Raw genomic sequence first — 15,059 nt, 5'->3', positions numbered from 1 at the left:
ACGCGGCACCCCGCGCGACGCCCTCCGGCGGCCGCGGATTCGCGGGGGGCGCGCCTCAGGACGCCTCGGGTACGGCGCGCCGGCGGTGGCGGTAGGGAATCCACAGGCCCAGACCGTAGATCCCCAGGCCGAGCAGGACCATGAAGACGATCACCGGCCACTGGAACGCCTCGGGCAGGTGGAGCGCCAGGAACCAGCTGCGGGTCTCGGACTCCTGCGCCTTGAGGAAACCGGCCACGATGCCCTGCGGGAACAGCGGGATCGCCCCGACCGACCAGCAGACGGCCGTGATGATCTGCTCGCGCTTCGGCAGCTCGTCGATCCGCACCCAGCCGCCCTGCCCGGACGGGGGGCGCTTGCCCGTGCGCATCATCTGCAGCAGCTCGGGACCGCGGCCGTGCAGCCGCCGCTGGGCCAGCAGCCCGAACCCCCACCAGCACAGGACGCCGGTCGCCACGCCGACGGCCACTCCCGGCCAGCCGTACATCACGGCCACCACCGCGGCCGGGGCCCCGGTGAGCGCCACCAGGGCCAGTACGGCGTAGGCCATGCCGGTCAGCGCGCCGTCGTCCTCGCTGACGCGCAGCGGGTTGCCGCCGCGCCGGTGCGGGTCGGTGCCGGGGACCAGCGCGTAGACCGAGATGAGCGGCACGATCCCGGCTCCGCCGCCGAGCAGCGCGGCCGTGACCGCGAGCACCGGGGGCCAGGGACCGCCGGTCACGGCGGTCAGGGCCAGGCTCAGCGCCACGACCGGCGGGCCCACGACCAGCAGCCAGGCCCGCTGCCTGCCCCGCACGTCGGCGGCGGCCGGGACCATCAGGGTGAGCCAGAGCGCGGTGCCGTCGACGGCGTAGACGCCGGCCGTCATGGCGGCGGCCATCAGGACGGCGACCGGACCGGCCCAGGCCAGCATGACGTCCAGGCCCAGCAGCAGCGGGGCGGCGGCGAAGAACACGCCGTAGGCCAGGGCGAAGGTCAGCTGGTGGGTCCGGACCAGGTCGCGCGACCAGGTGCGCAGTTCCTTGGCCACCACGGCGCCGGAGGCGGTCGAGGCCGTCATGGGACGCCGGCCGCGGGCGGAGGCCCTGGCCGCGCTCGCGCGCCGGGTGAGCAGGGCGGCCCAGGCGGCCAGCAGCAGCGCGACGAGCACCGCCATCGCGCCCAGCGCCAGGCCCGTACGGTCCCAGCGTCCGGTGCCCGCCCCCTCGACCGCGGCCAGCCCCCACCCGGAGGGCAGATAGCGCAGGACCGCCGACGCGCCGGGGGTGATCCCGCCCGTCTGTCCCAGGGCGATGGCGAAGACCCACACCTGGCCGAGAGCGGCCAGGATCGCGCCGTTGACCAGGCCGGTGCCGATCGCGCCCAGGCGCGAGCGCAGGGCGATGCCCAGGGCGGCCACCGCGACCCTCGACAGCAGAACGAAGATCGCCAGCTGCAGGATCATCGCGGGGAGCGCCACCAGCGCGGCGGCCGGGCTCTGCCGTACCCCGAAGACCACCAGACCGGTCAGGGCGAGCAGGTTGACCGCGGGCGCGACCCCGACGAAGGCCCCGGCCAGCAGCCCGGCGGCCAGGCGGCGCGGCGGGAGGCCGAGCAGGGTGAAGTACTCCGGTCGCAGGGTCTCGTCGCCGCCTCCGGAGAAGACCGGGCCGAGGATCCAGCCGAGCATCCAGACCGCGTAGGCCGCGGCCAGCAGGTCGCCGCCCTGGAAGGCGGTGAACAGGGTGCCGCCCGCCAGGACGAGCCCCAGCACGCCGCCGGTGGCGACGAGACCGGCCTTCTGGCCGCTCATCGAGTGACGCAGTACGGCCAGCTTCATGCCGGCCATGGTCCCGAGCACGGTCGTCATGGAGGTCACGAGGACCGCCCCGCTCCGGCCCGGGGCGCCGTGACGGTTCCGCCGACGCCGACGCCGACGCCGGACGCGGTCAGCGTGACAGCCGCGACGCCGGACGCGGTCAGCGCGACAGCCACGACAGCTCCTTCGTCCCCGTGTCGGCCGACCCGACCAGCCCGACGAAGGTGTCCTCCAGGGAACGCCCGCCCCGGACCTGCTCCAGCGTCCCGGCGGCGGCCACCCGGCCCTTGTCGATCACGCCGACGTGGTCGCAGAGCTGCTCGACCAGGGCCATGACGTGGCTGGACAGCACGATGGACCCGCCCCCCGCCACGAACCCCCGCAGGATGGTCTTGATCGTGGCCGCCGAGACGGGGTCGACGGCCTCGAAGGGCTCGTCGAGCACGAGCAGCCGCGGGGCGTGCAGCAGCGCGATGGCCAGCCCGATCTTCTTGCGCATGCCGGTGGAGTACTCGATGACGAGGGTCTTCTCCGCCTCGTCGAGCTCCAGCACCGACAGCAGCTCCTCGGCGCGCTCGGCCACGATCTCCTTGGACAGTCCGCGCAGCAGGCCGAGGTAGGTGAGCACCTCGCGCCCGGTCAGCCGCTCGGGCATGGCCATGCCGTCGGGCAGCACGCCGACCAGCGACTTGGCCCCCGAGGGGTCGGACCAGACGTCCGCCCCGAAGATCCGCGCGGACCCGCCGTCGGGACGCAGCAGGCCGACGGCCATGGACAGGGTCGTGGTCTTGCCGGCCCCGTTCTGGCCGACCAGCCCGTAGAACGAACCCTGGGGCACGGCCAGGTCCACATGGTCGACGGCGACCTTCTCACCGAAGGTCTTGGAAAGGCCGATGATCTCTAAGGCCGGTGTCATGGAGATTCCCCGAGTCGCGCGTGCAGAACAACGGCCGCATGCGGGAGCCCGGGCGACCCCGAAGATTCGATCATGCGTCGCGCCCCGGCGTCCAGGGGTTCCCCGCCGGGCACGGGGTTACCGACGGGTACGCGGTCGGCGTCGTTTCTTGTGGAGTGCTTCGTACGGAGCGCAGGGGCGATCGCGGGCAGAAAAGGGAAGGTCTGGAGCGATACCCGGGTGTTACGATCCCCGCATGTTGGGAGTCCGGCGATTTATCCGCCCCCGGCTGGCTATGCCGGCCGCTGGGGCGAAACGGCGTGCTCTGACCTGATCTGGAAGGCGGCGTCCGCATCGGTGCCCGGCGGCGGGCCGGCCGGGGGAGACCTCCCGTCCGCTGCGAACCGATCGGAATCGTCATGCCCTCCATCTCTGCCTCCCCTGTCTCCTCCCGCCCGGACGCGCTCGGCGCCGATGAGCTCGCCCGCGCGCTGGCCGTCCGCGACCTGAGCGACCCCGCCCACGGGGCGCACGCCGTTCAGCTGATCGTCGACATCCTCGTACGGGCCCTGCGGGCCTCCTGGGGCGGCCAGGTCCGGTTGATACGGGATCATCCGCTGGTGGCCGTCGAGGACAACTACGAACGGCTGGGCTACCCGCAGGACGCCATCTCCCGCGACGCCCGTTACACCCGCTACGTCAGCCGGACCTGCATGCTGCGCAGCCACACCAGCGCCATGATCCCCCCGGCTCTGCGCGAACTGGCGGGCCGGACCGCCGACGGCGGGGGCCGCCCCTGGCGCGATGTGCTGCTGGCCTGTCCCGGGATGGTCTACCGGCGCGACGTCGTCGACCGGATCCACACCGGCACACCGCACCAGATCGATCTCTGGCGCATCGTCGCGGACCGGCGGACGGGCGTCGACGACCTCGACGAGATGATCGCCGTCGTCGTGGGCTCGGTCCTTCCCGGGGCACCGTACCGGGCCGTCCCGGCGGTGCACCCCTACACCGAGCACGGACGCCAGATCGACGTCCTGGTCGGGGAGGAGTGGGTCGAGGTCGGCGAGTGCGGGCTGGCCGCCCCCCGGGTCCTGGCGGGGGCGGGACTGCCCCCCTCCGTCAGCGGCCTGGCCATGGGACTCGGGCTGGACCGGTTGCTGATGGTGCGCAAGCGGATCCCCGACATCCGCATGCTGAGGGCGGCGGACTCCCGGATCGCCGGTCAGATGCTCGACCTCGCCCCCTACCGGCCGGTGTCCAGGCATCCGGCGATATCCCGCGACCTGTCGGTGGCCGTACCCGCCGAGGCCGACGCCGAGACGCTGGGCGGCGCGGTGCGTGACGCTCTCGGCTCCTACGCCGGGGCGATCGAGGAGATCCGCGTCGTCGCCGAGACACCGGTCGAGGACCTGCCCCCGTCCGCGGTCGACCGTCTCGGAGCGCGACCCGGCCAGAAGAACGTGCTGCTGCGCGTCGTCCTGCGCGACCCCGCCCGAACCCTGGCCGACGACGAGGCGAACGCCGTACGCGATCGCATCTACGCGGCCGTGCACCGGGGAGGCGTCCACCAGTGGGCCGGCCCCCGGCCGCCCGGGACGAGCTGACCCTGCTCGCGGTCGCCGTCACCGGCGGTGGCGATCAGGCCCAGGGCGGGGTGAGGTCGGACAGGCGGTCCTCGTAGTCGCCGAGCCAGGCGCCGAACAGCACCAGGCTCCGGACCCAGAACCGGTCGTTCCAGCCGTTGAACCGGGCCAGGGCGTCCGGGCCCTCGGCGACCACCGCGTGCAGCTGCTCCGACAGCAGGGACGGCACCGTGGCCGCGACCCGGGTCAGCATCGCGTGGCCGTAGGCCCGGGCCGGGGCGGCGGCCGAGCGCAGCGGGACCCGCTGCAGCGGCTGCTTGACCACGTTCGTGGACGGAAGCGCCGCCACGCGCGGGTTGGCCGCGTGCAGCACCTCGCGGTAGAACTTCCCGCCGTCCTTGCGGGTCACGCCCACCGAGAGGGCGGCGTCGAAGAAGTCCGGGTGCATGAACGGCGCCGCGAACGAGGCCTCGGGGCCGACCAGGTTGACGGCCGAGCGGGCGATGCCCCGGGCGGTACGGGTGTGCAGGACCGACAGGGGCAGCTCGGCCCGGTGGCCGTTGAGCATGGAGGTGGCCTGGGCGAAGGCCGTGCTCACCGAGGAGGCGATCCACTCGGCGGCCGGCTCCGACAGGAACGGCACCGACGGGGCGCCCAGCGCGAGCGAGCCGAGCAGCGCGGCCTTGCGCTCGGCCTGCGTGGAGGCGGTCAGCGCGGCCCCGCTGACCATGAAGTTCTTCAGCAGCGGGCCGCCCGCCAGGCCGTCGATCAGGACCCGCCCGGCCTTGTGCACCTCACGGGCGAACGGGGCGTACCAGGCGTGGTGCGGAGTCATGTACTCCAGCCGCCGGGCCACGGCCAGGGCGTCGTCCGGATAGGCCGCCGGATCCTGGCCGATCACGCGGTGCCGCACCCCGAGCTCGCGGGTGATCGCCTTGGCGAAGGCGATGTCGGTGTCGGTGCCGTCGTCCGGGCTGGTCGTCCACGACTCCACGTCCGCGCCGCGGGCCACGGCCACCGAGCACAGCAGCCGCGAGTCGTAGCCGCCGCTGACCGGCACCAGCAGCGGCCGGCCGTCGAACTCCTTGTAGACCTCGTGCAGGATCTCCAGGATCTCCCCGGCGCTGCGCCCGGCCTCGAAGGGCTCCTCACGCAGCCAGCGGGGCAGCCGCCGGTCGGTCGACAACCGGCCCGTCCGCTTGTCCCACACCAGCGCACTGGCCCCGGCCAGCCTCCTGACCTCCGTGTACGGCGTGTCGTCGCGGAGCGGGAAGGTGAGCTGGACGATCGCGGCCCAGGCGTCCCAGTTGACGTCGTGGGGCCGCTCCGCCAGGGAGAGCAGCGGCTCCAGCAGCGAGGAGAAGTAGACCGCGTCACCGGAGACCAGATAGTAGACGTCGATCAGGCCGAGCCCGCCCGCGTGCAGCGTGACGGTGTCGCCGTCGTCGATCAGCCCCGGCGTCTCGTAGGTCTCCGCCACGGTGATCCACGGCGCGACCCCGGCCGGCCGGCGCTCCCCCCAGGAGAACGCCCACGTCTCACCGCCGCCCGCGGAATCACCCTCCGGACCGTTCCCGCGGCCCCTGGCGTACGGCGGCAGCGGAGCGGAGCTGAACAGCGCCGCCTCGGAGGTCCGCACCGCGGGCCGTACCTTGGGCCCCGACGCCTGCAGCATGGCGAGGACGCCCTCGTCCAGGTGACCCAGGCCGCCGCAGACGTACGGCCTCACATTGAACGTCGGCCACTGCACCGTGCTGACTCCTCTGTGTCGCGATTGACCAAAGGGTATCCTTCGGTCCCAGTTCGTGAATCGGAGGACGACGTGGCGGGCGAGCAACTCGAGAGCACGCGGCAGGCGTTGCGTGAGGCCGTGGCCCATGCGGAGCGGGCGGCCGAGCTGGCCAGGCTTCTCGACGCGGCACAGGCGAGGCTCGCCGAGGCCGAGCGTGCGGCCGAGGAACTGGGCGGGGTCCGCGAGCGGCTGGACGAGGTCGAGGAGCGCCTGGCCGCCGCCCAGGAGGTCGAGGCCAGGCTCCGCAAGGACCTGGCCGAGCAGCGCTACCAGACCGAGGTGGCGCGGTGGAAGCTGTCGTCGGTGCAGGTGGCGCGCTGGTCGCGGCTGGGCGACGCGATCAAGACGGGCAAGAGCAATCCGGTACGGCTGGCGCGCGGTCTGCGCGGCGCCGCCAAGCCGGCCAAGCGGCCCAGCGCGCCCAAGCGCCAGCCCGTCCCGCAGACGAAGGCCGAGGCCAAGTCGGTGCCGGGCGCGGCCTTCCAGGCCACCACGTCGACCCGGACGGTCGGCGGCGTGTCGGTCAAGCTCAAGCCGTTCCGGGTGCCCACCGGGCCGAACACCCGCCCGCACCTGACCTCGGCGGTCGTCGCCGAGCCGCACGCCGAGGCGCTGCTGCGTTATGAGTGGCGCCAGACCACCGGTTTCACACCGAAGGACTTCGCCCGCGTGCTGGCCGCCGAGGTGCCGCACCTGCTGCTGGTCGAGTCGGTCACCGAGGGGCCGTGGGCCGCGGAGCTGAAGGAGCGGGGGGAGGGCCTGCGGGCCCTTCTGGCGTGGTGCGCGGAGCGGGGCATCCGGACGGTCTTCTGGCACACCAAGGGCCAGGTGGGTGATTTCGCCGCGGCGGCCTCGCTGTTCGAGCACATCGTCACCGCCCTGCCCTCCTCGGTCGCCGCCTGGGGCGCGGCACTGGCGCAGGGGGAGCCGGGTCCGGGCCGCCGTGAGCCCTCGCTGGGCCTGCTGCCCTTCGCGATCCAGCCGCGCGTGCACAACCCGCTGCCGCTGGGCGGTGACAGGTTCGACCGGGTGCTCACCCTGGAGGAGCTCCTGCCCGCGCACCTGTCGTATCCGGACGTGCTCACCTCCTACCGCTGGCCCAAGTCGGTGGACTGCCCGCCGGGCACCGAGCCGTGGCGGATGGCCGAACTGGCCGCCTGCGGCACGCCGATCGGCACCGAGCCCGACGAGCGCCGGGCCCACGTCGCCCTCCGGCAGGCCTACGCCTCGGGGACGATGACGCAGAAGGCCGACGAGCTGCTGGAGGCGATCGGCCTGCCCAGCGCCCGCGCGACGCTGAACATCTCGGTGATCATGATCGACCGGGGGGACCTCGACCACACCCTGGCCCAGGTCGCCCCGCAGAAGGGCGTCGTGCAGCTGGTGCTGCTGTCGGACGCCGAGGACGCCGAGAAGCGGGCCCGCGCGGCGCTGCCCGATCACGTGGACGTCGTGGTCCGCGGGACGGATCCGGAGCTCAGCACCGGGGCCGTGCTCAACCGGGCGCTGGACCTGTGCGAGGGCGATCTGGTGGCGGTCATGGACGGTCAGGACGCCTACGGCGAGCACTATCTGACCGACCTGTCGCGGGCCTTCCTGTTCACCACGGCCGACATCGTCGGCAAGGCCGCCTACTTCGCGCACCTGCGCGACGTGGCCGCGACCGTGCTGCGCCAGCCCGACGCGGAGTACTCCTACCTTCCCGAGGTCGCCGGGGCCACCCTCCTGGCGCGCAGGACCGTGCTGCGCTCCATCGGGTTCGCCGACGTCTCCGAGGGCTGGGACGAGGTGCTGATGCGGCAGTGCCGTACCGACGGGATCAAGGTCTTCTCCGCCGACCGCTACGGCTACGTCCGCCTGCGCGACCGCGACCGCTGGCTGCTGGGTTCGGCGCTGCTCGTCGACTACGGCCCGGCCGGGCCGCACGCCTTCGTGTAGGCGCGGACGGACGGGACGGCCCGGAGGTGACGCCCGGACGGCTCGGCGGGATCCTCGGGATGCCGCCGACCCCGCAGGGTACGTGGGCCGCCGAGGCGCTCTACGTCTCCCCGGCCGCGCTGCGGCGGGGCGAACCGCCCGGGGAGCTGGCCGGGCGGCTGCGCGCGCTGCCGGGGGTGGCGGAGGTGCGGGTCCGGGCCAACGGCTTCCTGGAGATCGTGGTGGCCGTGCCGGGGGAGCTGGTCGAGGAGATCGGCCCGGCTCCGGTCCGGCCGCCGGAGGCCGAGGGCGGGCCGCCGTGGTCGTTCACCCCCGGCACCTGGGACAACCCCGGCTTCGTCGTCGGGTACGCGCACGCCAGGGCGGTCGCCGTACAGCGCTGGGCGCGGGAGCTGGGCGTGGCCGGGCGGTTCAGGCCGGAGCTGCTGGACGGCGAACGGGACAGGGCTGTGCTGCGGCTGCTGGCGGAGGCGCCCGGCCGCAGGGCGGGCCGCGATCCCGGATGGGCCTCCTACGCCGAGCAGCTCGCCCTGGCCTACCACGACGCGTTCGAGCGGGCCCCGGCGCTGCCGTCGGGCGGGGAGGAGCCGTCGCCGCTGCACGTGGCCCGGGTACGGCTGGCGCGGGCCGTACGGGACGTCCTGGCCGAGGCGATGGCGGCCGTCGGTGCGGTGGCACCCGATAGATTGTGACAAACCTCTAGAAAACCGGCGTTTGGAGATCGAGTGAACGGTCCGCGGGACTGGTCGCCCGAAGGGTCGCCGCGGCGCGGTGTGATCCGCCGGATCCTGCCGATCGCCCTGGCCTTCGCGATCATCGGCGGCGGGGTGTTCTACCTGCGCCACGACCTGCGGGACGTGATCGGGACGGCGCCGGGTTCGGCCCGCTCGGCCGTGGCCGCCAGTCACGTCTACGAGGAGGCGGGCCCGCTCGGCGGCCGGTGCGACGGCCTGCCGGAGGACTTCGACGCCGACGCCGACGCGACGCTGAACGCGCTGGCGCGCTGCCTGGACCGGATGTGGGCGGCCGCGCTGGAGCCGGCCGGGATCGAGTACGAGAAGCCGGAGGAGGTCCGGCTGGTCGCCACCCCGGAGGAGGCGGCCTGCGGGACCGAGGACTTCGACTGGGCGGGGATCTACTGCGGGCAGGAGCGGAGCGTCAACGTCCTGGTCGAGGACGCCCCCGAGGGGCGCGAGGTCTTCCCGATGATGTTCACCCTCGCTCATGAGTACGCCCACCACGTCCAGGAGCTCATCGGCATCTCCGGCAGGGAGGGCTCGGAGGTCTTCGACGAGGCGTGGTCGCGGCGCCTGGAGCTGCAGGCCGACTGCCTGGCGGCGGCCGCGCTGCGCGACATCCAGCCGTACCTGCTCAACGACCTGCGCCGGTCCCTGGCCCGCGCGGTGGACGACGCGGTGGAGGAGGAGGCCGCGGCCCGGCGGGAGTCGCACGGCTCGGAGGGCGCGGGCGCCCGGTGGATGCTGCGCGGGCAGAAGGGCGGCACGGTCGGATCCTGCAACACGTGGAAGGCGCCCGACGGCGAGGTGTCCTGATGAGTGGTGGAGGGCGTCCGGCGGCGAGGTGTCCTGATCGTCCGGCCTCTATGAAACGCCAAAATATCCGGTCGATTGGGTGCGAAAGGTGAAAAGTTCGCGTGCTGCGGGGTGATTCCGTCTCGCCAGTTGGTCACCCGTCCCACGGGGATCAGCGGGTCCGATAGCCTCCTTTGGGTGAGTCGATTCGTCCACCCCGCCGGTGACCGCCACGCCGAAGTGCTGCCAGAGGACCGGCCTCCGCACGCACCCGCCGACCTGAACACCCTCGACCCGACGATCTGGCCCCGAACGTCGGGCCGCGTCGGCGGCTCGATAACGATCGGCGGCGTGGACGTCAGAGACCTGGTGGCCGAGCACGGCACGCCCCTCTACGTCGTGGACGAGGAGGACTTCCGCTCCCGCTGCCGCGACTACCGCGCCGCGTTCGCCGACGGCGAGGTCCACTACGCGGGCAAGGCCTTCCTCTGCCGCGAGGTCGCCCGCTGGATCATGCAGGAGGGCCTGGGCCTCGACGTGTGCAGCGCCGGCGAGCTCGCCGTGGCGCTCAGCGTCGGCTTCCCGCCCGAGCGCATCACCATGCACGGCAACAACAAGTCGCCCGCCGAGCTGGAGCGGGCCGTCGAGGCCGGCGTCGGGCACATCGTGGTCGACTCCTTCGAGGAGATCGCCCGGCTCGGCTTCCTGGCCGACAGGCACGGCAAGCGGCCCAAGGTCATGATCCGCGTGACGGTGGGCGTGGAGGCGCACACCCACGAGTTCATCGCCACCGCCCACGACGACCAGAAGTTCGGTCTCTCGCTGAACAGCGGGGCGGCGGCCGAGGCCGCCCGCAGGATCCTGGCCCTGCCCCAGCTGGAGCTGGTCGGCCTGCACTCCCACATCGGGTCGCAGATCACCGACACGGCCGGGTTCGAGGTGGCCGCCGGCCGCCTGGCCAAGCTCATGGTGCAGATCAAGGAGGAGCACGACGTCGTCCTGCCCGAGCTCGACCTCGGCGGCGGGTACGGCATCGCCTACGTCGAGGGCGACGAGACGCTCGACGTCAAGGAGATCGCCGACAGCCTGCGCGAGATCGTCACCAGGGTGGCCGAGTCCGCGGGCCTGCCGGTCCCCAGGCTGACCGTCGAGCCCGGCCGGTCCATCGCCGGGATCGCGGGCGTGACGCTCTACGAGGTCGGCACGATCAAGGACGTGGAGGGCCTGCGCACCTACGTCAGCGTCGACGGCGGCATGAGCGACAACATCCGCACCGCCCTGTACGGCGCCGACTACACCGCGCGCCTGGCCTCCCGTGAGAGCGACGCCGGGCCGATGCTCTCGCGCATGGTCGGCAAGCACTGCGAGAGCGGCGACATGGTGGTCCGGGACCTGTGGCTGCCGCAGGACCTGGCCACCGGCGACCTGATCGCCGTCGCGGGCACCGGCGCCTACTGCCGCTCGCTCGCCAACAACTACAACTACCTTCCCAAGCCCGCCGTGGTCGCGGTCAAGGACGGGGAGTCCCGTGTGATCGTCCGGCGGGAGACCGAGGATGACCTGTTGAGAGGGCAGCTGTGAAACAGACCCCAGGCAAGAAGCTGCGCGTCGCGCTCCTCGGCTGCGGCGTCGTCGGCTCCCAGGTGATCCGGCTGATGCGGGAGCAGGCCGACGATCTCGCCGCCCGGGTCGGGGCCCCGCTGGAGCTGGCGGGCGTGGCCGTACGGCGCCCCGGCCGGGCCCGTGACGTCGACGTGGACCCCGAGCTGATCACCACCGACGCCGAGGCGCTGGTGACGCGCGACGACGTCGACATCGTCGTCGAGGTGATCGGCGGCATCGAGCCCGCCCGCTCGCTCATCCTGGCCGCGATGAACAGCGGCAAGTCGGTCGTCACCGCCAACAAGGCCCTGCTCGCCGAGGACGGCGCGACGATCCACCGCGCCGCCCGCGACAACTCCGTGGACCTGTACTTCGAGGCCGCCGTCGCCGGTGCGATCCCGCTGATCAGGCCGCTGCGCGAGTCCCTGGCCGGGGACCACGTGCACCGGGTGCTCGGCATCGTCAACGGCACCACCAACTACATCCTCGACAAGATGGACTCCTCCGGGGCCTCCTTCTCCGACGCGCTGGAGGAGGCGCAGGCGCTGGGCTACGCCGAGGCCGACCCCACCGCCGACGTCGAGGGCTTCGACGCCGCGGCCAAGGCCGCGATCCTGGCCGGGATCGCCTTCCACAGCCGGGTGACGGCCGCCGACGTGCACCGCGAGGGGATCACCGAGATCACCGCGACGGACGTGGCCAGCGCCAAGGCCATGGGCTACGTCATCAAGCTGCTGGCGATCTGCGCGCGCTCGGAGGACGGCCGTTCCTTCGGCGTGCGGGTGCACCCGGCGATGATCCCCAGGACGCACCCGCTGGCCGGCGTCCGCGAGGCCTACAACGCGGTCTTCGTCGAGGCCGAGTCCGCCGGGCAGCTGATGTTCTACGGCGCCGGCGCCGGCGGCGCCCCGACGGCGAGCGCGGTGCTGGGCGACATCGTGGCCGTGGCCCGCAACCGCCTGGCCGGCACGCGCGGCCCCGAGGAGTCGACCTACGCCGACCTGACCGTCCACCCGGTGGGCGAGACGGTGACCCGCTATCACGTCTCCCTCGACGTCGCCGACAAGCCGGGCGTGCTCGCCCGGGTCGCCGACATGTTCGCCAAGCAGGACGTCTCCATCCAGACGGTCCGCCAGGAGGGGCTCGGCGCCGACGCCCAGCTCGTCCTGGTCACCCACCGTGCCAGCGACGCCGCGCTGTCGGCGACCATCGACGGCCTGCGGGAGCTGGACATCGTGCGCGACGTGGTGAGCGTCATGCGCGTCGAGGGCGAGGACGCCTCCTAGCGGCCTCCCGGAGGAGCAGGCCCCGAGGTCGAGAGCGGGTACGGCGGTGCGCGGCGGGCCGGGCGCCGCCCGCCCGTGGGCGAGCCCGTCACTCGGCACGCATCGCCGTACCCCCTCTCAGCCCGGGACCTACTCGTCCGGACCCGCTTCGGGCCCGTGCCGTACGGGCCTGAAGTGACGCAACGGGCCGGGGTGACGGGCGGCGCGGTCGGTGGATATGTCGGTATGGTGGTTTTCTGTGCACTTGGTCCCCCGACTGCCGAGAAACCCCGCCGTCCTCCTCGCGCTGATCGCGATCGTCTACGTCGCGGTGCAGCCGGCCGTGCTGCCGTACGGCATGCCGCTGGAGTGGGACGAGGCCGTCTACGCCAGCCAGGTCGCGCCCGGCGTCCCCGACGCGGTCTTCAGCGCCCCCCGGGCCCGGGGGATCGTCTGGCTGGTCGCACCGGTCGTCTACTTCACCCGGGACCCGGTACTCATCCGCCTGTGGATGACCCTGCTGTCCGGGATCGGCTTCTATCTGGCCTTCCTGCCCTGGGCCTTCCTGCTGCGCCGGAGCGTCCTGGTGCTGTCGGCGGCGCTGTTCGGCGGGCTGTGGACCACCCTGCTGTACGGCACGCAGGTCATGCCCAACCTCTACGTGGCCTTCGGGTGTACGGCGGCGGCCGGCTGCCTGCTGCTCGCCCTGCGGGGCGGACCCGCCCGGGCGGCCCTGGCCGGGCTGGGAGCCTCCGTCGCCGCGGTGGCGGTGCTGCGGCCGGGCGACGCCCTGTGGCTGGCCCTGCCGCTGGCGGCGGTGAGCCTGCTGCGGCGGCGCGTCAAGCTCGCCGCGGTGACGTCGGCCGGGGTGGTCGCGGGGTTCGTCCCGTGGATCATCGAGGCCTACGTCTCCTACGGCGACCCGCTGTCGCGCTGGCGCGCGGCGGGTGAGGTACAGGGAGGCCTGGCGCTCTCCCCGGGATTCCTGCACCAGTTCAAGACGGCCAACGGCCCGGTGTTCTGCCGGCCCTGCACGATCCCCCTGGAGGATCCGTGGCCGGCGGCGTGGTGGGTGGTCCTGCCCGTCCTCGCCCTCGCCGGTGCGATCGTCTCCCTGAGGTCCGTCTCCCGGGACCCCGTCTCCCACGATCCCGCCTCCCGGGAACCCGTCTCCGCGCCGTCGGCCCCCGGCGTCCCGGCCGCCGTCGTGGCGGCCGTCACCGGTTTCAGCGTGGCGGTGCCGTACCTGCTGCTGGTGGACTACGGGGCGCCCCGCTTCCTGCTGCCCGCCTACGCCCTCCTGGCCGTCCCTGCGGCCGAGTTCCTGGTCTGGCTCGTCGCGCGCCGGGCCTCCCGGGTGGCGGCGGGCGCGGTCGCCGTGGCGCTGCTGGCGCACACCGCGGTGCAGATGACCGTCCTGGTGGAGCTGGCCGGTCAGCAGGACAGGCAGCGCGGCTACAACGCCCAGGTGGTCAGGGACATGGCCAAGCGGGGCGTGCGGCCGCCCTGCACGATGGTGGACGACCTCGTCGACCCCGCCATGACCTTCGTCTCCCGCTGCGACACCCTCAACCTCACCGACCCCGGCGACTCGCTGGAGGCGCGGATGGCGGCGGCCGAGCCCGGCCGGGTCTTCGTTCTCCTTACCAAAAAGGAACCACCGGCGGCCATGGCGGGCTGGCAGAGGTACGTTCTGCGTGAAAAAAATGGCGAACCCCTATGGACCGCCTACATCACCCGAAAGGACATGGCACGGTGAAGACCGCGACTTTCCCCCGCGCGGCCTGGATTTCGGCGGTACTGGCCCTGGCCGCACTCCTCCTCCCGCTGGGCGCCCCGGCCCGGGCGGAGACCGAGGCGCCGAAGAAGCCGAAGAAACCGCGGACGATCGTGGTCCTGACCTTCGACGACGGTGACGCCACGCACCTGGCGGTCGCGCGCATGCTCCAGAAACGCGGCATGCGGGGCACCTTCTACGTCAACAGCGCCACGCTCGGGGACGAGGAGAAGCTGACCACCCGCGAGCTGGCGGCCATCGCCAAGGCCGGTCACGAGATCGGCGGCCACACGCTGAACCACAGCCGCCTCACCGAGCTCCTGCCGGACCAGCAGCGCACGCAGATCTGCGACGACCGCCGCGCCCTGATGAAGATGGGCTACCGGGTCACCACCCTGGCCTACCCCTTCGGGTCGGTGGACGCCGACGCCAAGCGGACGGCGAAGTCGTGCGGGTACAACGCGGCCCGCGTGGTGGGCGGCATCAGGCAGTGGAACTGTCCCGGCTGTCCTCCCGCCGAGAGCCTGCCGCCGGCCGACCGCTGGGGGATCCGCTCGCCGGGCTCCTTCACGGAGGAGACGCAGGTGCGGCAGATGAGGCAGCTGGTGCTGAACGCCGAGAAGACCGGCGGCCTGATCCCGCTCGTCTTCCACCGTGTCTGCGCCGGCTGCGGCTGGTACTCGAACTCGCCCGGGGACGTGGAGGAGTTCCTCGACTGGCTTGCCTCCAGGAAGAGCCGCGGCACGGTGGTCAGGACCATGGCCGAGGCGATCGGCGGCCCGCTGCGCCCGATGCCCAAGGGCTGACCCGCGCCGGGAGCCGCCCGCGCGCCGACCGGCCGGGAGCCGCAGACCGGACCCGCACAGCCCTGCGG

Annotated in this window: 11 protein-coding genes; 8 read left to right on the top strand and 3 right to left on the bottom strand. The window is 73.1% G+C overall.

Annotated features, from left to right (window positions below; all coding sequences use genetic code 11):
- Window positions 1-55: 55 nt before the first annotated feature.
- Window positions 56-1,849 carry a hypothetical protein gene (locus Pta02_RS16410; RefSeq protein ID WP_203875694.1) on the bottom strand — a complete coding sequence of 598 codons (1,794 nt, stop codon included), beginning with the start codon at window positions 1,847-1,849 and terminating at the stop codon, window positions 56-58.
- A 109-nt stretch (window positions 1,850-1,958) separates the two neighbouring features.
- On the bottom strand, window positions 1,959-2,714 hold the full coding sequence (locus Pta02_RS16405; RefSeq protein ID WP_203875693.1) for an ABC transporter ATP-binding protein: 756 nt from the start codon (window positions 2,712-2,714) through the stop codon (window positions 1,959-1,961).
- A 398-nt stretch (window positions 2,715-3,112) separates the two neighbouring features.
- Between Pta02_RS16405 and srmL the strand changes: the two genes are divergently transcribed.
- Window positions 3,113-4,300: a PheS-related mystery ligase SrmL gene (gene srmL / locus Pta02_RS16400; RefSeq protein WP_203875692.1), complete on the top strand. Its 1,188-nt coding sequence runs from the start codon at window positions 3,113-3,115 to the stop codon at window positions 4,298-4,300.
- 34 nt (window positions 4,301-4,334) lie between these two features.
- On the opposite strand, the gene Pta02_RS16395 is transcribed toward srmL, so the two are convergent.
- Window positions 4,335-6,029: an adenine nucleotide alpha hydrolase family protein gene (locus Pta02_RS16395; RefSeq protein ID WP_203875691.1), complete on the bottom strand. Its 1,695-nt coding sequence runs from the start codon at window positions 6,027-6,029 to the stop codon at window positions 4,335-4,337.
- 72 nt (window positions 6,030-6,101) lie between these two features.
- Here Pta02_RS16395 and Pta02_RS16390 point away from each other — a divergent pair, with 72 nt between their 5' ends.
- The 7 genes from Pta02_RS16390 to Pta02_RS16360 all read left to right on the top strand — a co-directional run bounded on the left by Pta02_RS16390 (window position 6,102) and on the right by Pta02_RS16360 (window position 14,991).
- A complete protein-coding gene (locus Pta02_RS16390; protein WP_203875690.1) occupies window positions 6,102-8,009 on the top strand; it encodes a glycosyltransferase family protein in 1,908 nt (635 codons plus the stop codon).
- Between the two features lie 26 nt (window positions 8,010-8,035).
- On the top strand, window positions 8,036-8,701 hold the full coding sequence (locus Pta02_RS16385) for a DALR anticodon-binding domain-containing protein (protein ID WP_203875689.1): 666 nt from the start codon (window positions 8,036-8,038) through the stop codon (window positions 8,699-8,701).
- Between the two features lie 33 nt (window positions 8,702-8,734).
- A complete protein-coding gene (locus Pta02_RS16380) occupies window positions 8,735-9,562 on the top strand; it encodes a neutral zinc metallopeptidase (RefSeq protein ID WP_203875688.1) in 828 nt (275 codons plus the stop codon).
- Window positions 9,563-9,739: 177 nt separating this feature from the next.
- The gene (lysA, locus tag Pta02_RS16375) at window positions 9,740-11,122 is read left to right on the top strand and encodes a diaminopimelate decarboxylase (RefSeq protein WP_203875687.1); all 1,383 of its coding nucleotides are present in this window, start codon (window positions 9,740-9,742) and stop codon (window positions 11,120-11,122) included.
- Window positions 11,119-12,429, top strand: coding sequence for a homoserine dehydrogenase (locus tag Pta02_RS16370; RefSeq protein ID WP_275423585.1), 1,311 nt, complete (start codon window positions 11,119-11,121; stop codon window positions 12,427-12,429). Before lysA ends, Pta02_RS16370 begins: the two co-directional genes overlap by 4 nt.
- Window positions 12,430-12,667: 238 nt before the next feature.
- Window positions 12,668-14,167 (top strand): hypothetical protein, encoded by a 1,500-nt coding sequence (locus Pta02_RS16365; protein ID WP_203875686.1) that lies wholly within the window; start codon window positions 12,668-12,670, stop codon window positions 14,165-14,167.
- The gene (locus Pta02_RS16360; RefSeq protein ID WP_203875685.1) at window positions 14,164-14,991 is read left to right on the top strand and encodes a polysaccharide deacetylase family protein; all 828 of its coding nucleotides are present in this window, start codon (window positions 14,164-14,166) and stop codon (window positions 14,989-14,991) included. Before Pta02_RS16365 ends, Pta02_RS16360 begins: the two co-directional genes overlap by 4 nt.
- Window positions 14,992-15,059: the final 68 nt, after the last annotated feature.

Origin of the sequence: Paraplanobispora takensis (assembly GCF_016863195.1) — a bacterium.
GTDB classification, from domain to species: Bacteria; Actinomycetota; Actinomycetes; order Streptosporangiales; family Streptosporangiaceae; genus Planobispora; species Planobispora takensis.
Note: the sequence above shows the minus strand (reverse complement) of the source record. Positions and strands in the feature narration are given on the sequence as shown.